We start from the raw sequence: 20,479 nt of genomic DNA, 5'->3' as shown, positions 1-20,479 counted from the left end.
CCTCAGAAGCTCACCAACTGGAAGCAAAGTATTCCCAGCAAGGCTCCAGCAATGACATCAGTGATATAGTGCACGCCTAGCAGTACACGGGAAAAACCTATCGCTATCGCCCACGGCCAAATAAACCAAGCGGTATCCGGATAGAATGCCGTGATGAGCGAGGACATAACAAAGGCCGCCGCAGTATGGCCCGATGGTAGGCTGTACTTATCCGACGGCGTAATAAAACTCGGCAACGCCACCGGACGATTGCGCTTCAAACTGTTTTTTAGAATGAGGTAAACGGGAAGCTCAAGGGCAAATGCAAGTAACCCTCTTTGCACCACTTCTGCTCCCTGCAGAGGATCAGCTACCCATACCAATACCGCAAAAATCAGATACAAGTGACCATCTCCCGTATGGGATACAGCACGACTCAAGCGCGCAACTTGTAAATTGAAGCGGTGGCAAAGGCAAAGTGCTGAAAATGCGTAATCCAATCGCTGTAACGGTGTCAGTAAGGTCATTTCCCGATCCTAATCTGATTAATTCAGCATCAGATTAGGAAAAGGATATGACAACGCAGTGACGCTTTAGAGGAGGGATAATGACAATCCTTCCGTACAGAATACGGAAGGATTACCAAACAGTCGTAGGGCAATTAAGCAGAGGCTAAATTTTCGTGGCGGTGTACCAGCTTAAAGTCAGATAGAATCACGTAGGCTGCCGGGATCATAAACAACACCAGTAAGGTCGAAGTGAAAATACCGAATACAATCGAGATCACCAACGGCTTGATGACCTGGGCCTGCAAGCTGGTTTCCAACATCAACGGCAACAAGCCGGCAGCGGTGGTTAGCGATGTCAGGAAAACCGCCCTGAAGCGCTCACGACTTGCCTGTACTACCGCTTTTTCGATGTTATCACCATCATCGAGGTGATGACGGATATACTGCACCAGCAAGATGGAATCATTGACCACCACCCCGGCCAACGAGACAAAACCCATCATGCTTGGCATACTGAGTGGATGGCCCAATAACAAATGGCCCCAGAACACCCCAATCAAAGCCAGTGGAATAGCCAGCAGTACCACAAAGGGTTCGAGGTAGCTGCGGAACTGAAAGCTTAGGATCACAAACACCCCAAAGATCCCCAGCATAAACCCTGTTGCCATCGACTGACCAGTTTCTGCGGTATCTTTGGCGGCCCCTTCAAAATCAAAGCGAAGCCCCGGGTAATCCTGTTGTAGTTTAGGCATCAACTTGATTCTAAACTGGTTCAACACCTCGCCAGAGCTGATCACACTCTCTTGCAGATCACCGTAAACGCTGAGAGTACGTAGGCCGTTAATACGTTGGATTCGCACATAGTTACGCTGATGTTCAAGGATTGCCACCGAGGCCAGCGGGATCTGGCTACCATCAGATAAAATGATCGGAAAGCTTGAAAGGACCTGCAGATCCGCCGCCCGCTCTTTATTGAACATCACCTCGATTTCAATATTTTCGGGCCCGATCTGGATCTCATCGGCGGTCTGACCGAAATACGCCGCCCGAAGCTGCGAAGCAATCATTTGGCCATCAACCCCGAAGGACTCGGCCCCCGGACGCAAACGGATCAACACCTCCGGCTTGCCCATCCGCATATCATCCAGCACACCCGATACCCCAGCAAATTCATTGAAGAACTGCTGGGTCTCGATAGAGGCCGCTTTGAGCATCGCCAAATCATCATGCTGCATCCGCACTTCAATCGCTCGCCCACCCGGTCCCATCGCTGGCTGCTTGAAGACCAAAGCGACCGGTGAAGCAAGCTCACCGACGTCTTCTCGCCACGCATCGATAAATTCATCGATTAGGCTATTACGGATCTCGGCACTGAGCAAATCAAGCCTGACAGTCGCTACATGCGGGCCACTTTCGTCGGCATCGGCATTGAAGTTGAACTGCTCGGTAATGTTCTTGACCAATGACATACCATCTTCGTTACGTTCGCTCCATTGCGCATTGAGACGTTTCGCCGACGTCACCACTTCATACACTACCGCTTCCGTCTGTCTTAACGTTGAGCCCGGCGGTAAGATAATTCGTGCTTCGGCAATATCACCATCCAGCTCAGGAAAGCCGACAAACTTAAGGCCACCGCCTGCCAGCAAGGCAAAGGAGGCAAACAACAAGCCAATCACCCCGCCGACAAACAGATAGCGCCACTGCACCACCAGCGTAACCAAATTGACCAAGCGTTCATTGCGAAATTGCTCAAAGCGGGCCAAGAAGTTCCGCTTCCATTTAGGTGGCAGCTTCTCCTGCTTTTGTCGGTGCAATGAATGGTTCAGGTGACTAGGCAAAATCAAGAAGGCTTCGATCAAGCTGATCGACAACACCAAGATCAGTACCTGCGGTACCACCCGCAATACCGCGCCCATCTCTCCCTCAAGAAAGATCAAGCTACCGAAAATACAAATTGTGGTGAGAAATGATGACACCACCCCCGGCAGCACTTTCTTTACGCCGTTATACACCGCATCCTGGATCTTCTGCCCACGATCAAGGTGGGAGGCTATCGACTCGGAGATCACTATCGCATCATCCATCATGATCCCGATGGCCATCAGCAAGCCGACTAACGACATGATATTGATAGACAAAGAGAAAGCAGCCATCAAGTACATACTGCCAAGAAAAGCGACCGGCAAGCCTGCGGCGATCCAGAAGGAGTAGCGGAACGAGAAGAATAGCCACATTACGGCAAAGACCAGCACGACCCCCTGCCAGCCATTTCTGACCATCATGGTCAGACGATCCCACAGCAACGACGAAAGATCGTTAGTTAGTGTCAGGGTCACGCCTGTTGGTGCCAGTTGGTTTTCAGCCTCGACAAACGCTGCAACACGCTCTTTGATCCGCAACGCATCATCAGCCTTATTCTTGCTGATCCGCAGCATTGCCGACGGCACACCATCAAACAACACCTTTTGCTCATCAAGGGCGAAGCGATCAGTAATCGTTGCGACATCGCCTAAGCGCAAAACTGCGCCAAGCGTGTCCGCTCCGACAACCGTCCGAGCAATGGTCTCCGGGGTAATCTTTTGCTCATCGAACCTAATCAATAGGTTACGATCTGCCAGTTCAATATTACCGCTCGGCAACTTGATATTTTGCCGGCTCAATTTGTTGGCAATATCACTGACACTCAAACCTAGCTGGCGTATCGCGACTTCATCGAGTTCGACCCTGAGTTGGTGATCGGAGAAACCACTGACGTCGACCAATGAAACACCATAGTCAAGTTTAAGGGTACGCTTGAGTTGTTCGGCATACGCCTTAAGGTGTGGCAGGCTGGTATCGGCTTTGATCGCCACATCAACCACCGGTTCGTTCCAGTCAAGCTCACGGACTATCGGAGATTCAATTTCAGACGGAAAATCATTAATCGCGTTGATCTGGGTCTGTACATCCACCAGCATCCGCGATACCACCTCGCTACTGGTCAGCTTAAGGATCAGCGATGCCGAGCCCTCTACCGCTTCACAGCGGGTCTCAATAATATTAGACAATCCATCCACGGCATCTTCCATCCGCATACAGATGCTCTCTTCCACTTCCTGAGGGGAGGCTCCAGGGTAGACCACCGAGGCAATTATGTAAGGGGGGGCAAAATCCGGGAAGGTTTCGCGCTTGATCTTAGGTAGGGACACCAGCCCCAAGATGATCAATGCCAACATCATCAGGTTTGCGGCGGTTGGGTGACGGGAGAAGTAACGGATCATGAAGCTGGCTCCTGATCTTGCTCTTGAACCTCTTCTACTGGCTGGCCATTTACGGTCACAATTCTCAACTCCATTCCCGCAACAGCAGGCAGTAGATCATTGACCACCAACTGGGTTCCGGACGCCAGTTCACCGCTGATCGCCACTTGGCCATCACGGCGGAACAGTACTGTCACCGGCTGGATTTTCAAATGACTCTCACTATCGATCAAGTAGACTTTATCGCCATGCAAAGCCCGCTCAGGGATCACCCAGTGCGGGTTGGGCTGGCCAGATACCCGAGCTTCGACAAACATCCCATTAACCAAGGGCGGAGCGGTTTCCGGCGATAGCTGGCTGTAGTCCTGATCAACCTCGAGGATCACTCCGACGGTGGCCTGATTGGCACTCACCGTATCACTGATCCGGGTGACTTTCGCCGGCCACTGCTGGATAAAGCTGCCACTGGACAACTGGATACTTGCACTGAGATCGAGCTGGTCAGCCCGAGGCTTGCCATCAGCATGAGCGGTATACTGAGTCAGGCTGGCGGCCAGCACCTGCATATCATGCAGAGCAATCTGGGCATCAATTTCCACCGTATCGATACCGTGCGCCACCACCATCACTTGCTGGGTATTCACTACCTGATCCTGTTCGATATCAACGTTGGAAATCCGAGCATCGATAGGCAAAGTGATCACGGTTTTCTGCAAAGAGCGCTTCGCTTCGCTCACCTGCGACAAGTTCACCTCCAGCTGGGCCTGGGTGACCTTGCGTTCGTTGGGCAACACGATGAGCTGGTTCTCGATTTCCTGCACCACTTTCTGGCTCGCCAACGTATTTTGCAGCTCCAAATCGACTGTCGACTGCGAGGTTAGCCCCTTGGTGCGAAGTTCCTGTTTACGCGCCAGTTCTTTCTTGCTGATCGCCAACCGGTTTTTTTCTATCTTAAGGGTGGTTTTGAGGTTCAGCTCTTCCTGCGCCAACTTTGCCAGCTGTGCCTGACTGGCACTGACATCAGCTTCAGCCTGCGCCAGACGCAATTCATAATCCAAGGGGTCAATATTGAGCAAGATCGTACCTGCATCCAATACCCGACCTTTATTCAGATCTGGGTGGCGGTATACCACCTTACCCGTCACTTCCGCGATGGCTTGCCACTCCACCTTCGGCGCAACCCGGCCAAATCCCGCCGCCACTGGCGCAAGTTGTTGCTGCTCTAGGTTGATCACATCAACGACTCGGGCACGTTCGAGCGCCGGCTTCACATCCGGTGACGGACGCAAGTTAACCGCCAACACCAATATCACCACACCGGCCAATACAGCAGGAAACAGGAGTAGTTTACGATTCTTCAGCATGGTTTATTTTCTTCCTTCGGTATCATCAATCCACGTACCAACAAATTGACATTGTGCTCGGCAAGTTCAGCCAAATACGCTTCATCCATTTCTATATTTTGCATGGTCAACATTGAGGGCGGGATCAGAAAAGGAAACACCATCAAACTGATAAAACTCATTCTTGCCTTATTAGGGCAAACATCAGCCCTCAGCTCCCCTTGGGTCTGCAATTGCTGAAACATGACGTCGATCGCCGGACGGGCCACCTCGTTGAAAATCTTTTCCATGGTTTGGCGCTGGAGATCGGCTGGCTCCATCATCATGGCGCGAGCAATCAACTTGGGCATATCAGGGTTTGGTGCCATGATCCGATAATAAGTACGCATCAAATCACCAATAGAGGCAAAATCCCCCTTGGTCAGGGCGACTTTCAACTGGGCGTGGATAGGCTTCACCGTTTCCCTCAGCATGGCTTCGTACAACCCAGCCTTATTGGCAAAGTAGTAGCGGATCAACGCCACATTGACGTCTGCACGGTTAGCTATCATCCGCGTCGACACCTTGTTGTAAGGCAAGCTGACAAACAGCTTCCTCGCTTCGGCAATCAACCTATCTCTGGCGTCAGACTCCCCGACCGGACGCCCGGCTTTACCCACCATGCCGCCTCTCCCGTTTTTGCTGTTTTATGAACATGCTGCTCCTGGCTCGCTCTATTAATCACATGATTAATTTTAAATTCTCCCCCGTATACAGTCAGGGCAATAATTCCCCACAATTTAATCAATTGATTAATTTTACTATACGAGAAATTTATTCACCTTGATGTGAGCTCAACAAATAAATAACATTTTCATTATGTATATCCGCCATGCCATCCGTTCGCCCTTCAACTACACGGGAACCTCCGCACTGCATACAACTGGTCAGATTTGTTCTAACTGCCATTAAATATCAACTGAATAACCATAAAAAGAAAATAAACATGCAATTAATGGTTGACGGTCCACCTGTCTATTTGGTATTCATTTGTTAACCAAGTTTGTGGATATATTTCAATTATGAAAATGCGTTTCTCATCTCTTCTCCTAAGCCTCCTCCTTATCGTGAATAAATCGCGCGGGTAGCTTGTGAGTGGGAAACACCACGAAGAATTACAAAAACCCGCGCAGTCAGCGCGGGTTTTTTCTTATACAGGCCAGCGCAAGCGGATGCAGATAATGCCAATACCGGCAGCCAAAGAAAGGAAGTAGCAATGAAAGATCAGGTCATCATTTTCGATACCACGTTACGTGACGGTGAGCAGGCGCTATCCGCCAGCCTGACGGTGAAAGAAAAACTGCAGATCGCTTACGCCCTTGAGCGCCTCGGTGTAGACGTTATTGAAGCTGGCTTTCCTGTGTCTTCGCCGGGCGATTTCGAGTCGGTCCAGACCATTGCCAAGCACATCAAGAATAGCCGAGTCTGTGCCCTATCTCGCGCAGTCGCCAAAGACATTGATGTCGCAGCCGAATCATTGAAAGTGGCCGAGGCATTTAGGATCCATACCTTTATTTCTACTTCCACCGTCCATGTTCAGGACAAACTGCGCCGCAGCTACGATGACGTGATTGAAATGGGTGTCGCCGCCGTTAAGCGTGCCCGCAACTACACCGATGATGTCGAGTTCTCGTGTGAAGATGCCGGCCGAACTCCAATCGATAACCTATGCCGGATGGTGGAAGCCGCCATTAATGCCGGTGCCAGCACCATTAACATCCCTGATACTGTTGGCTATACCCTACCGAGTGAATTTGGCGGCATCGTCAGCCAGTTGTTCGAGCGAGTCCCGAATATCGACAAGGCCATTATCTCGGTGCACTGCCACGATGACCTAGGTATGTCGGTTGCCAACTCGATGGCTGCGGTGCAAGCCGGTGCCCGTCAGGTTGAAGGAACAATCAATGGATTAGGTGAACGAGCGGGTAACTGTTCACTAGAAGAAATCGCCATGATCATCAAAACCCGCGCTGAGTTATTGGGTGTACACACCAACATCAAGCACGATGAGATCCACCGCACCAGCAAGATGGTCAGCCAGCTTTGCAATATGCCGGTACAAGCCAACAAGGCTGTCGTGGGTGCCAATGCCTTCAGCCACTCGTCGGGTATCCATCAAGACGGCATGCTAAAGAACAAGAATACTTACGAGATCATGACTCCCGAGTCGATCGGCCTTAAGAACCAAGCACTAAACCTAACATCTCGCTCAGGCCGCGCCGCGGTGAAGAGCCACATGGATACACTGGGTTACACCGAAAACGAATATAACCTCGATGATCTATACGCTGACTTCCTGAAGCTGGCCGATCGCAAGGGCCAAGTCTTCGATTACGATCTTGAAGCACTGATGCACTTTGCCAACCTGCGCGATGAAGATGACTTCTTCAAGCTTAACTACCTAAGCGTGCAATCCGGTAGCGTGATGGCAACGACCAGCATCAAGCTGCAGTGTGGTGATGAGGAAAAATGCGAAGCCGCTGTCGGCAATGGTCCCGTCGATGCGCTATACCAGTGTATCTATCGCCTAACCGGTTATGAAATCGTTCTGGACAAGTTCGATCTTACCGCCAAGGGCGAAGGCGAAGATGGTCTGGGTCAGGCCGACATCATCGCCAACTACAAAGGCCGCAAGTACCACGGTACTGGCTTGGCAACCGACATTGTCGAAGCGTCAGGACAAGCACTACTTCACGTGATCAACAGCATTTATCGCGCCGATCAAATTGCAGAAATTAAACAAAAATCCCAAATGGAGACAGTATAACCATGGCAGGTACATATAAAATTGCCGTTCTACCGGGTGACGGTATTGGCCCAGAAGTTATGCAGCAGGCCCACAAAGTATTGGCCGCTGTTCAAGAGAAGTTCGGTTTCACCCTAGAATGCGAAGAGTATGATGTCGGTGGTATCGCCATCGACAACCATGGCTGTCCCCTTCCGGAAGAAACAATGAAGGGCTGTGAAGCCTCTGATGCCATCCTGTTCGGTTCGGTGGGCGGCCCGAAATGGGAACACCTGCCACCAAACGATCAACCTGAACGTGGCGCATTGCTGCCATTACGCAAGCACTTCCAGCTGTTCTGCAACCTGCGTCCAGCGCAGATCCACAGTGGCCTAGAAGCATTTTCACCATTACGTGCTGATATCTCGGAGCGTGGCTTCGACATCGTGGTGGTACGCGAGCTAACTGGCGGTATCTATTTCGGCCAGCCGAAAGGCCGTGAAGGTGAAGGCCCGCAAGAGAAAGCTTACGATACCGAGATTTACCACCGTTACGAAATCGAACGTATTGCCCGTATTGCCTTCGAATCAGCCATGCTGCGTAACAAGAACGTTTACTCTATCGATAAAGCCAACGTGCTACAGAGCTCTATCCTGTGGCGTGAAGTGGTAGAAGAAGTGGCGAAGGACTACCCAGAAGTCACGCTGAACCACATGTACATTGATAATGCGACGATGCAACTGATCAAAGATCCGTCGCAGTTCGACGTCATGCTGTGTTCGAATATCTTCGGTGACATCATCTCGGACGAGTGTGCGATGATCACAGGCTCCATGGGCATGCTGCCATCAGCCAGCTTGAACCAGGATAAATTCGGCATGTACGAGCCTGCAGGCGGCTCAGCGCCAGATATCGCAGGCAAGAACATTGCCAACCCAGTAGCACAAATCCTATCTGCTGCCCTGATGCTACGTTATAGCTTGGGCGAAGAGCCCGCTGCACGCGCTATCGAACAAGCCGTGTCGCAAGCGCTGGAAGCCGGTGAGCTGACCGCTGACCTAGCGGGTAATAGCGCAGCACTAAGCACCAGCGAAATGGGCGATAAGATAGCCCAGTACGTTCGCCAAGCCTAATCGCAGCAAGGAGCAAATGAGCAATGTCTAATACTAAAGCGCCTCAGACGCTATACGAAAAAATCTATGATGCCCATGTTGCGGTTGCCGCTGAAGGCGAAAACCCGATCTTGTACATCGACCGCCATCTGGTACATGAAGTGACTTCACCGCAGGCCTTTGACGGTCTACGTGAAAAAGGCCGTAAGGTACGCCAAGTCGGCAAAACCTTCGCCACCATGGATCACAATGTCTCGACCCAAACCAAGGACATCAATGCCTCGGGCGAAATGGCCCGCATTCAGATGGAAACACTGGCCAAGAACTGCGAAGAGTTCGGTGTCACCCTTTACGATCTGAACCACAAATACCAAGGTATCGTCCATGTTATGGGCCCTGAGCTGGGCATCACCCTACCGGGCATGACGATCGTGTGTGGCGATTCACACACCGCCACCCACGGTGCATTCGGCTCGTTAGCATTCGGAATTGGCACCTCTGAAGTAGAACATGTGCTGGCAACCCAGACCTTAAAACAAGCCCGTGCCAAGACGATGAAAATAGAAGTCAAAGGCAAGGTTACTGACGGTATTACAGCCAAAGATATCGTGCTGGCTATCATCGGCAAAACCACCGCTGCTGGCGGTACTGGTCACGTGGTCGAGTTCTGCGGTGAAGCAATCACCGATCTCACCATGGAAGGCCGCATGACAGTCTGTAACATGGCTATCGAACTTGGCGCCAAAGCGGGCCTTATTGCCCCGGACCAAACCACCTTTGACTACATCAAAGATCGTAAATTCTCACCGATTGGTCGCGATCTTGACGCGGCTATCGAATACTGGAAGACGCTGAAAACCGACAATGACGCCAAGTTCGATGCGGTTGTGACCCTAGATGCCAAAGACATCAAGCCACAGGTCACCTGGGGGACAAACCCAGGCCAGGTAATTGCTGTAGACCAACCCATCCCAGCCCCTACTGACTTTGTCGATCCGGTAGAGCAGGCGTCGGCTGAAAAAGCACTGGCTTACATGGGCTTGGAATCAGGTAAAAAACTGTCTGATTTTGCAATCGATAAAGTCTTTATCGGCTCATGTACTAACTCACGTATCGAAGATATGCGTGCAGCAGCAGCGATTGCCAAAGGCCGCAAGGTTGCATCAAACGTGCAGGCACTGGTTGTTCCGGGATCGGAGCAAGTGAAAGCCCAGGCTGAAAAAGAAGGACTGGATAAGATTTTCATCGAAGCCGGTTTCGAATGGCGCCTACCAGGGTGTTCAATGTGTCTGGCGATGAATAACGATCGTCTTGGCCCTGGCGAGCGCTGTGCATCAACCAGTAACCGTAACTTCGAAGGCCGCCAAGGTCGCGACGGCCGCACCCACCTAGTCAGCCCAGCAATGGCAGCCGCAGCGGCTTGTGCGGGCCACTTTGTTGATATCCGCGAACTAGACAACGTTGCTGTGACGGCTTGAGAGAAGGAACGAAACAATGACAGGATTTAAACAACATACCGGATTGGTCGTTCCATTGGATGCAGCCAACGTCGATACCGATGCCATTATCCCGAAGCAGTTTTTGCAAAAGGTCACCCGTACCGGTTTCGGCAAGCATCTCTTCCATGACTGGCGCTTCCTTGATGATGCTGGCGAGCAGTCAAACCCAGAGTTCATCATGAATGCCCCGCGCTACCAAGGCGCAAGCATCTTGCTGGCTAGAGAGAACTTCGGCTGTGGTTCTTCGCGCGAGCATGCGCCATGGGCACTGGCAGATTACGGTATCCAGGTTATGATTGCGCCTAGCTTTGCCGATATCTTCTACGGCAACTCAATCAACAACCAGATGGTCCCGGTACGTCTGACAGAGCAGGAAGTCGATGAGATCTTCCAGTTTGTCGAAGGCAATGAAGGTGCTGAGGTCACCGTTGATCTAGAAGCGATGCTGGTAACAGCCAACGGCAAGCAGTACGGTTTTGAAATCGATGAGTTCCGCCGCCACTGCCTGCTAAACGGTCTGGATAATATCGGCCTGACCTTGCAACATGAAGACAAAATTGCTGACTATGAGCGTAACATCCCAGCGTTCCTAGCTTAGCCGAGCATACCTTACTGGCAACGGTAAAAAATGACGCCCCAAGCCTGTGCTAGGGGCGTTTTATTTTGTCTTTTTTGCAATAAAATCATTCCCTACCGGGTCGTCTAAGCTAATGATACCCAAGTATCTTGTTACCACTTTAGACAGTGATGCTTCACTGAGGATCCCCTATGCGTTTTATTGTCAGTCTGCTATTTCTCTTGCTATCGGCCAGTGCCATTTCGGCGCCCAAGGCCAATTTATGGCCCTACTGGCAGCAATATGCCACCAGCAACTCACAAACGGTTGATCACCGCCGCTGGCAGCGTCTGCTCGATAAATACCTTGTCGTCCAGCCTAACCAAACCTTGTTCCGCTATGGCCGGGTTACTGACAGCGACAAGTATGAACTGGACCGCTACCTGCGTGATCTTACCAAGCTCGATCCGCACCAACTAAACCGCAACGAACAATTTGCCTACTGGGTAAACCTCTACAATGCCCAAACGGTCAAGCTTATCCTCGATAACTACCCCATCTCGTCGATCACCAAACTGGGAGGCTTCTTCAACTTTGGGCCATGGGATGAGCAAGTGCTAACCATCAACGGAAAGACTCTCTCGCTCAATGATATCGAGCACCGTATCTTACGGCCTATCTGGCGTGACCCGCGTATCCACTATGTGGTCAACTGCGCCAGCTTGGGTTGCCCTGACCTCCAATCAGAAGCATTCACTGCCAACAACAACGAACGCCTGTTGGAGAAGTCAGCCGTACGCTTTATCAACAGCCGTAAAGGCGTCAACCCGCAAAGCGGAAAAACCACACTTTCTTCAATTTATGACTGGTATGGCAGTGACTTTGGTAGCCAGTCCCAACTCCAAAAGCACATTAACCAATACCGACAAGGGCCGCAGATCACCCTTAATAAGATCAGTTATGACTACAACTGGTTGCTCAATGATGCCAAGTAGTTAGAGCTTTTCTCTGGCCCCCACACTCATTCCAAATCTTATTACATGATTTGGGCATAAAAGAGCGTTCCTGCTGGCAACCCGTACCTCAGCACATTACAATAACAAGCGTTCTCATTGGGGAGCGCTTGTCGCTGAGATTGCTAAGGCAAAACCCACAGAACCTGATCCAGTTAATGCTGGCGTAGGAATTGAGTTCAATACGGTATGCCTTGTTATCCCGCGGGGCTGGCATGATGCCAGCCTTATGCTCAACCCTGTGCCGCTCATACGATTATTATTCCTCTTGCCGGACGCAAGAGCATCAGGAGCGCATAGTGAAAAAATTACTCCCTCTTCTTACCTTGGCTGCCGCTCCGGCACTGGCCGCGGACAATACCCTGACGGTTTACACCTACAGCTCATTCGCCTCAGACTGGGGACCGGGACCGGCGATCGAAAAAGCCTTTGAGGCACAGTGCGAGTGTAATTTGGAATTTGTCGCACTTGATGACGGGGTGTCCATCCTCAACCGTGTCCGCCTTGAAGGTAAGCGCACCAAAGCCGATGTACTGCTTGGCCTTGATAACAACCTGATTGCCGAAGCCAAGAATACCGGGCTGCTGACAGAGCACCAGGTTGATACCAGCGAAATTACCCTACCTAACGGATGGAACGACACCACCTTTGTTCCCTATGACTACGGCTATTTCGCCTTTGTCTATGACAGCACTAAACTGGCAAATCCACCCAAGAGTTTGGATGAGTTGGTCAACCGTGATGATTTGAGCATCATCTACCAAGATCCGCGTACCTCAACACCAGGGCAGGGCCTGATGCTGTGGATGAAATCGGTCTATGGCGATAAAGCCTCTGACGCTTGGCAGCAACTGGCCCAGAAAACAGTCACGGTCACCAAAGGCTGGTCTGAAGCCTACAGTATGTTCCTCAAGGGGGAGTCCGACATGGTGCTATCGTACACCACCTCGCCGGCCTATCACCTGATTGCCGAGCAGGATGGTAAGTACAAAGCAGCCGACTTCAGCGAAGGGCATTACATGCAAGTGGAGGTTGCCGCCAAACTAAAAAGCAGCCCTAACCAGGCGCTGGCCGATCAGTTCCTAGCCTTTATCCTGACCCCAGAGTTCCAATCCGTGATCCCGACGGGTAACTGGATGTACCCGGTGACGAATGTCGCGCAGCCCGCTGAATTCAAAGTGCTAACCCTACCCGTAAAGGCGTTGGAGTTTTCTGCCCAAGAGGTTGCCAAACAGCGCAGAAGCTGGGTACGCGAGTGGCAACAAGCACTGACCAAGTAGTAGGCACTCACTTTTGAACGCACGTACCACCCAACTGATGCCCGGTCTCATGACTGCCGGGCTCATTCTCTTTCTCGTGGTCGGGGCTCTTGCCGCCTTGATCAATGAAGCCAGCGATCTTGATATTGCCGCACTATGGAATGATCCATACCTACGGCATATTACCGGTTTCTCCTTTACCCAAGCCCTGCTCTCGACACTGCTGAGTATTGTGCCTGCTATTCCCGTTGCCTATGCCCTGTCACGCCGGCAATTCCCTGGCAAAGCCCTACTGATGCGGATCTTTGCCATGACCTTGGTACTGCCTGTACTGGTCGCAGTATTCGGCTTGTTGGCGATCTACGGAAACAATGGATTACTGGCCAGCGCACTGACTCAACTAGGGTGGCAGAGAAGCTTCTCGCTCTATGGCCTTCAGGGAATATTGTTGGCGCATGTGTTTCTCAACCTACCACTGGCGACCCGACTGTTTGTCCAAAGCCTTGAGGGGATCCCGTTTGAGCAGCACCAGCTGTCCACCCACCTCGGGATGTCCAGCTGGCAAACCTTCCGTTTTATCGCTTGGCCAAGACTACGCCAGCAGCTGCCCCATGCCATCGGTCTGGTGTTCATGCTGTGCTTTACCAGTTTTGCTGTCATTATGGCGCTGGGTGGCGGCCCCAAAGCAACGACCATTGAGCTGGCTATTTACCAAGCCCTGCGTTATGACTTTGATTTAGCTGGCGGTGCCATCTTGGCCTTGTGGCAAATGTTACTGTGCTGCAGCTTGGTATTAATGAGCCAGCGCTTTGCCAAGCCACTGGCGACCTCCAGCCAATCCGTCACCAACCCGCGCCAAAGTCAATTTGATAGCCTTGCCAGCCGCTGCTGGGATGGATGCTGGATAGGGTTGGCTCTGCTGCTGGTATTGCCCCCGCTGTTATCCGTTATACTTGCCGGACTTAATCGCCAGACCCTCGATGCCCTGAGCAGCCCGGGACTCTGGCTGGCGGTACAACACTCACTGCAAATAGCCAGTATTGCCAGCGTACTGGCATTGGTTGGGGGAACGGCAATACTCCTCACCAGCCGACAATGGCGGCTCCAACACCGCCGCTGGCAGGCAGACGGCTTGGATCTGATCGGCACTATTATTCTGGTCACGCCAGGATTGGTATTGAGTACCGGGATCTTCCTATTGCTGCGCCAGTTCACCGATGCCTTTGCTGCTGCGTTTTGGGTGGTCATTGCCGTCAATGCCTTAATGGCACTGCCGTATGTCCTCAAAACCCTCAGCCAGCCAATGCTCCATGTGGCCCAGCAATATGAACCACTGTGTCAGAGCTTGGGCATGAGTGGACTATCGCGGCTGAAGCTGGTGGAGTGGCGAGCCTTGAAAAAGCCGTTTGCCCAGTCATTGGCTATTGGTTTTGTCTTGTCTCTCGGCGATTTGGGTGCCATTGCCCTGTTTGGCAGTCAAGATTTTCAAACCCTGCCGCTCTATCTATTCCAGCTACTCGGCAGTTATCAAATGGACGCGGCCGCCGTAGCGGCATTGATCCTGCTGACCCTTAGCCTTGGTCTCTTCTCCTTGGTAGAAAAACTGATCATCCGGACTCCATCATGTTAAATTTGCAGCGTTTACAACATTGCTTTCACCATCCCAAGCAATCAGGCGAATCCACCCAGCTTTGTTTCGACCTCAGGGTAGAAGCCGGTGATATTGTTGCCCTGCTCGGCCCTAGCGGCGCAGGCAAAAGTACATTGCTTGCCATGGTGGCCGGCTTTCTTGCCCCTGATAGCGGCAAGCTCACGGTCAACGACCACCCCATTGAGCAGTTGCACCCGGCCAAGCGCCCGCTTTCAATCTTGTTCCAAGAACACAATTTGTTTCCTCACCTGAGTGTCTATGAAAATATCGGCCTCGGGTTGAGCCCCGCTCTCAAGCTCAGCGTTGAGCAGAAAGAAGAAGTCGTTATTGCGGCCACTAAGGTGGGGTTGCAAGGCTACCTCGACCGCTTGCCGGAGCAGCTCTCCGGCGGCCAACGGCAACGGGTCGCACTGGCGCGATGCCTGATCCGCCAGCGCCCTCTACTGTTACTCGACGAGCCCTTTTCGGCACTGGATCCGGCATTGCGCAAAGAAATGCTCGAGCTGGTCAGAAAGCTGGCACGAGAACAGGGCACGACCGTACTGATGGTCACCCACAGCCCGGAGGATGCACTTAAAATTGCCGACAAGTGTGCGTTTATCTATCAAGGACAGGTGAAAGTATTTGGCCCTAGCCAAGATATCTTAGTTACTCCGAGCGATCCGGCCCTCACGCAATACCTTGGCCATTAGAGCGTAAGGAATAAAACGACCATTAATGAAAAAGCGAGCCAAACGGCTCGCTTTTACTATTGGGTTAATGACCGGACCTGCAGTCGCTACAGGTTCTCCTCGGCAAACTCAGCCAAACGGCTGCGGACAACGCCATTGAGATAGATGTTGGCACTGCCTTCGAAATTCTTGAAACGCTCGACAATATAGGTCAAGCCCGACGTAACAGGAGAAAGGTAACTGGAGTCAATTTGGGCTAGGTTACCTGAACAAACCAATTTGGTGCCTTCCCCACAGCGGGTGATGATGGTTTTGATCTGTGAGGCAGTGAGATTTTGACACTCGTCCAGCAGTACAAAGGCATTCTGGATTGAGCGTCCCCGCATAAAGTTAACCGATTTAAATTGAATATTGGCCTTGTCGAAAATGTACTTCATTGAACCGTCAGTACACACATCGTTTTTGTGCAAAGCCTCCATGGTATCGGTGACCGCCGCGAGCCAAGGCATCATTTTCTCTTCCTCGGTGCCCGGAAGGAAACCGATAGACTCGGCAATTTCAGGGGTATTGCGGGTCACGATGATCTTGTCGTACATTCCTTTTTCAATTACCTGCTCCAGCGCCGCAGCCATGGCTAAGATGGTCTTACCACACCCGGCAGGGCCAGTCAGGATCACCAAATCAATCTTCGGATCCATCAAGGCATCAAATGCCATCCCCTGGTAGATGTTTTTTGGGTGGATCCCCCATGCCTGCCGGCTAAGCAAGCGTTCGTGGCCGATATCTTTCAGGGTCAGAGTTCCGGCGTCGATAGACTGGACCCTACCAGCAAAATCACTGTCCTCATCAATTAAGTATTGATTAATAAACGGTGCTTCGAACAACTCCGACGGCAGGGTATGCACCGTCGAGCGGCCCTTATTCTCCGAATAACATTCTCCGACCCGCTCCCAGAAATTACCACTAAACTTGTGGAACCCCTTGGTCAGCATTTTGACGTCATCAATCAGCTGATCGGTACGGTAATCATCGACAAAATACACCCCGGCGCCTTTGGCGCGCAGTCGCATATTGATGTCTTTGGTGATCAGTACCACTTCACGCGGTGCGTAATGGGCTTGGAGAAACAGCACGCCATTTAGGATACGGTTATCCCCGGCTTTGTCGGCAAAGGCATGGACCGTTTCGGTGACTTCGTAATCGGCAAAAATCGAGACCTTGCCAAGTCCGCCACCTTCGGGGCCAAGTGGGATCCCCTCGGCAATTTGCTCGGGAGTTGCGTCATGGAAGATATCTTCTAGGGCTCGGATGGCAACACGGGCATCACGGGAGACATCCCGCTTACTGTCCTTGATGCGATCGAGCTCTTCGAGCACGGTCATAGGGATAACAACGTCATGCTCTTTGAAGGAATAAACTGCGAGGGGCTCATGAAGCAGAATATTGGTGTCTAGAACGAAAACTTTCCTACCAGCTTCATCCATAGGTACCTCCTTGGTAACAAAACGGTGGGTTTTCCACCAGAGTTTTTCCTGTGCCCGTAAAAACGGGTTGTTACTATTAAAGACCGGAGATAATTAAAAAAATGTGACAGTTACAGTTTGGTACTTTCTTATCACAATGACCGTGACCTTGCTCACGGGTTGCAGTAACATTACTCCCCTTTTTTACCGGTGCGAATTCTGGCTTACACTTATATACCAATACACACTGCCAACAGCAGCAGATGGATACCATCTAGTACGGTATTACTTTGAGTGTAGTTCATAAATGCTGGCGCATCGGCTTCGCATTTTCCTTTATTTCAAATAATTAGAAGGTTTTAACCACTATGCCATTTGCTTTGGGTCAACGTTGGATCAGTGATACTGAAAGTGATCTGGGTCTAGGTACCGTCGTGGCTTCCGATGCCAGAACTGTGACTCTGATGTTCTCTGCCTGTGAAGAGAACCGCCTTTATGCTCGCAATGATGCACCTGTGACCCGTGTAATGTTCAATGTCGGTGATGTGGTTGAAAGCCATGACGGCTGGTCGCTCAACGTCGAGCAGGTCGATGAGACCGGCGGCATCTTTACCTACATCGGTACCCGTACCGATACCGGCGAAGAAAACGTCGCCCTGCGTGAGATTTTCCTCAGCAATCAAATCCGCTTCAACAAGCCGCAGGACAAGCTGTTCGCCGGTCAGATTGATCGCATGGATCGCTTCGCGTTACGCTACCGTGCCCTCAAGAACCAGTATGAGCAGCACAAAAGCCCACTGCGTGGCCTTTGCGGCATGCGTGCAGGTTTGATCCCTCACCAGCTGTACATTGCCCACGAAGTGGGTCGTCGTTACGCCCCTCGTGTCTTGCTGGCTGATGAAGTTGGTCTAGGTAAAACGATCGAGGCCGGAATGATCATCCACCAACAGGTGCTGTCTGGCCGTGCCGAACGTATTCTTATCTTGGTACCAGAAACTCTGCAGCACCAATGGCTAGTCGAAATGATGCGCCGCTTCAACCTGCACTTCTCGATTTTCGATGAAGATCGCTGTGTCGAAGCCTTTGCCGATTCTGCCAACCCATTCGATACTGCCCAATACGTGCTGTGCTCGCTGGACTTCCTGCGCAAGAGCCGCCGCCGTTTCGAACAAGCGCTGGATGCCGACTGGGATCTGTTGATTGTCGATGAAGCCCATCACCTAGAGTGGAGCGAAGACAAACCGAGCCGTCAGTATCAGGTGGTGGAAGCGCTAGCCGAAAAAACAGCGGGTGTGTTGCTATTGACGGCAACCCCGGAGCAATTGGGCCATGAAAGCCACTTTGCCCGCCTGCGCCTGCTCGATCCTGACCGCTTCTACGACTACGAAGCATTTGTCGAAGAAGAACGTCAGTATGCGCCGGTTGCCGATGCCGTATCACGACTGCTGTCAGGCGAAAAACTGGACAACGAAGCTAAGAACACCTTGGTTGAGCTACTGCCAGAGCAAGATATCGAGCCAATGCTTCGCGTCATTGAAGCCGGCGATGCCGACTCAGAGCAGCAACAGGCAGTTCGCCACGAGTTGATCGACAACCTGATGGACCGTCACGGTACCGGCCGCGTGCTTTTCCGAAACACCCGTGCCGCCATCAAGGGCTTCCCGCAGCGCCACCTCAACATGTATCCGCTGGAGCTGCCAACGCAGTACCAGACAGCGATGCGTGTCGCCGCGATGATGGGTGGCAAAATGAGTGTTGAGCAAAAGGCTTTCAAGCTGCTGTACCCAGAAGACATCTACCAGGAATTCGAGGGCGATTCGGCAACTTGGTGGCATTTCGATCCACGCGTTAACTGGCTACTGGATATGCTAAAAGCCAATCGTCAGGAAAAAGTGCTGGTGATCTGCTCCCGCGCCCAAACCGCCCTGATCCTCGAACAGGCATTGCGTGAACGCGAAGGGATCCGTGCAACCGTGTTCCACGAAGGCATGTCGATCATTGAGCGCGACAAGGCTGCCGCCTACTTCGCCCAGGAAGAGGATGGTGCACAGGTGCTGCTATGTTCTGAAATCGGCTCGGAAGGACGCAACTTCCAGTTTGCTAACCAATTAGTGATGTTCGATCTGCCGAATAACCCAGATCTGCTTGAGCAGCGTATCGGTCGCCTTGACCGTATCGGGCAAAAGCGCGACATCGAAATTCATGTCCCGCACCTACAAGGCACCTCACAAGCCCTGCTGGCGCGCTGGTACAACGAAGGTCTCAATGCCTTCGAAGAAACATGTCCGACCGGTCGTGCCATCTATGATGCCTTCAGTGACGATCTGCTTGAACTTCTGGCCAGCAACCAACAAGATGGTAACCAGCTAGATGAGCTCGTTGAGAAAAGTGCCGCGATGCACCTAGAGCTCAAAGGCAAGCTAGAGCAAGGTCGTGACCGCCTGCTGGAAATCCATTCCAACGGTGGCAATGACGCCCAGAAGCTGGTTGAAGAAATCAGTAGCAAAGATGGCGATACCAATCTGGTAAACTTTGCCCTAGGCCTGTTCGACACGATCGGCCTGAACCAGGACGATAAGGGTGAAAACGCCATTGTCGTCACGCCTTCTGAGCACATGATGGTCGCAAGCTATCCGGGCTTGCCTTACGATGGCTGTACCATCACTTTTGAACGTGACACCGCCCTGTCGCGCGAAGATTTGCACTTCATCAGCTGGGAACACCCGATGATCCAAGGCGGTATCGACCTGCTGCTATCAGAAGGTGTCGGTACTACGGCGGTATCGCTGTTGAAGAACAAGGCACTGCCAGCCGGTACCCTGCTACTGGAATTAGTATATGTCGTCGATGCCCAAGCACCGAAGCAATCCGGTATCGGCCGCTTCCTGCCGAAGACCCCGATCCGTATCCTGCTCGATGCCAAAGGCAATAACCTGTCGGCTAAAGTCGAGTTTGAAGGCTTTAACCGTCAGCTAAGCCCAGTCAACCGTCACCTTGGCAGCAAGCTGGTCAACTCGGTTCAGAAAGATATCCATGCCCTGATCGAAAGCGCCGAGCAGGTAGTTGCCAGTGAGCTGGTCACTATCCGTGAATCAGCCCAAGCAGAGATGGAAGCGACACTGCGTGCCGAACTAGATCGTCTTCAGGCCCTGAAAGCGGTAAACCCGAATATCCGTGACGACGAGCTGGAATTGATTGAAACCCAAATCCAAGATCTCACTGGCTATATCACTAAGGCGCAAATCCAATTGGACTCACTGCGCTTGATCGTCGTGAGCCACGGTTAACCCGTTTAAAGCGATATACTAAGCCGCCTTCACAGGCGGCTTTTTTATATCCATGAATTCGATGTCGAGAATATTGCCTTCTTTGCCATTGTTGATATTATCGCCGCCTTCCAACATCACGGGCTTTTTAC

14 protein-coding genes and 1 riboswitch are annotated in these 20,479 nt (G+C 51.8%); of the genes, 9 read left to right on the top strand and 5 right to left on the bottom strand.

All coding sequences use genetic code 11. The features are described from left to right. Positions 1 to 2 precede the first annotated feature (2 nt). The 4 genes from ACVA58_RS20635 to ACVA58_RS20620 form a co-directional block, all read right to left on the bottom strand. Entirely contained in the window at positions 3 to 506 is a 504-nt protein-coding gene (locus ACVA58_RS20635) for a phosphatase PAP2 family protein (RefSeq protein ID WP_446512253.1), read from the bottom strand. A gap of 134 nt (positions 507 to 640) precedes the next feature. Beyond that, positions 641 to 3,751: an efflux RND transporter permease subunit gene (locus ACVA58_RS20630; RefSeq protein ID WP_446512252.1), complete on the bottom strand. Its 3,111-nt coding sequence runs from the start codon at positions 3,749 to 3,751 to the stop codon at positions 641 to 643. Then, positions 3,748 to 5,094 carry an efflux RND transporter periplasmic adaptor subunit gene (locus tag ACVA58_RS20625; RefSeq protein ID WP_446512251.1) on the bottom strand — a complete coding sequence of 449 codons (1,347 nt, stop codon included), beginning with the start codon at positions 5,092 to 5,094 and terminating at the stop codon, positions 3,748 to 3,750. The genes ACVA58_RS20630 and ACVA58_RS20625 overlap by 4 nt, the downstream gene beginning before the upstream one ends. After that, positions 5,088 to 5,735: a TetR/AcrR family transcriptional regulator gene (locus ACVA58_RS20620; protein ID WP_446512250.1), complete on the bottom strand. Its 648-nt coding sequence runs from the start codon at positions 5,733 to 5,735 to the stop codon at positions 5,088 to 5,090. The genes ACVA58_RS20625 and ACVA58_RS20620 overlap by 7 nt, the downstream gene beginning before the upstream one ends. 593 nt (positions 5,736 to 6,328) lie before the next feature. On the opposite strand from ACVA58_RS20620, the gene leuA reads away from it, so the two are divergent. From leuA to thiQ, 8 genes are all read left to right on the top strand, one after another. Then, positions 6,329 to 7,879, top strand: coding sequence for a 2-isopropylmalate synthase (leuA, locus tag ACVA58_RS20615; protein ID WP_446512249.1), 1,551 nt, complete (start codon positions 6,329 to 6,331; stop codon positions 7,877 to 7,879). 2 nt (positions 7,880 to 7,881) lie between these two features. Beyond that, positions 7,882 to 8,970, top strand: a complete 1,089-nt coding sequence (leuB, locus tag ACVA58_RS20610) for a 3-isopropylmalate dehydrogenase (RefSeq protein ID WP_107351127.1) — start codon at positions 7,882 to 7,884, stop codon at positions 8,968 to 8,970. Positions 8,971 to 8,993: 23 nt separating this feature from the next. Beyond that, a complete protein-coding gene (gene leuC, locus ACVA58_RS20605; protein ID WP_446512248.1) occupies positions 8,994 to 10,427 on the top strand; it encodes a 3-isopropylmalate dehydratase large subunit in 1,434 nt (477 codons plus the stop codon). 16 nt (positions 10,428 to 10,443) lie between these two features. Continuing rightward, positions 10,444 to 11,046, top strand: coding sequence for a 3-isopropylmalate dehydratase small subunit (gene leuD / locus ACVA58_RS20600; protein WP_446512247.1), 603 nt, complete (start codon positions 10,444 to 10,446; stop codon positions 11,044 to 11,046). Between the two features lie 170 nt (positions 11,047 to 11,216). Next, positions 11,217 to 11,999, top strand: coding sequence for a DUF547 domain-containing protein (locus ACVA58_RS20595; protein ID WP_446512246.1), 783 nt, complete (start codon positions 11,217 to 11,219; stop codon positions 11,997 to 11,999). A 108-nt stretch (positions 12,000 to 12,107) separates the two neighbouring features. Further along, positions 12,108 to 12,207, top strand: a riboswitch (TPP riboswitch). 109 nt (positions 12,208 to 12,316) lie between these two features. Continuing rightward, entirely contained in the window at positions 12,317 to 13,297 is a 981-nt protein-coding gene (gene thiB / locus ACVA58_RS20590) for a thiamine ABC transporter substrate binding subunit (protein WP_446512245.1), read from the top strand. A 37-nt stretch (positions 13,298 to 13,334) separates the two neighbouring features. Further along, complete coding sequence (gene thiP / locus ACVA58_RS20585; protein WP_446512311.1) at positions 13,335 to 14,906, top strand: thiamine/thiamine pyrophosphate ABC transporter permease ThiP; 1,572 nt, start codon at positions 13,335 to 13,337, stop codon at positions 14,904 to 14,906. Continuing rightward, positions 14,900 to 15,619 (top strand): thiamine ABC transporter ATP-binding protein, encoded by a 720-nt coding sequence (thiQ, locus tag ACVA58_RS20580; RefSeq protein ID WP_446512244.1) that lies wholly within the window; start codon positions 14,900 to 14,902, stop codon positions 15,617 to 15,619. The genes thiP and thiQ overlap by 7 nt, the downstream gene beginning before the upstream one ends. Positions 15,620 to 15,705: 86 nt before the next feature. Here thiQ and ACVA58_RS20575 read toward each other — a convergent pair whose 3' ends face one another. Next, positions 15,706 to 17,082 carry a PhoH family protein gene (locus ACVA58_RS20575; RefSeq protein ID WP_446504960.1) on the bottom strand — a complete coding sequence of 459 codons (1,377 nt, stop codon included), beginning with the start codon at positions 17,080 to 17,082 and terminating at the stop codon, positions 15,706 to 15,708. 347 nt (positions 17,083 to 17,429) lie between these two features. Here ACVA58_RS20575 and rapA point away from each other — a divergent pair, with 347 nt between their 5' ends. Beyond that, positions 17,430 to 20,348 (top strand): RNA polymerase-associated protein RapA, encoded by a 2,919-nt coding sequence (rapA, locus tag ACVA58_RS20570; RefSeq protein WP_446512243.1) that lies wholly within the window; start codon positions 17,430 to 17,432, stop codon positions 20,346 to 20,348. Positions 20,349 to 20,479: the final 131 nt, after the last annotated feature.

The organism is Photobacterium sp. DNB22_13_2, assembly GCF_052873915.1.
The sequence above is the reverse complement of the archived record's forward strand: the minus strand, read 5'-3'. Positions and strand labels throughout refer to the sequence as shown.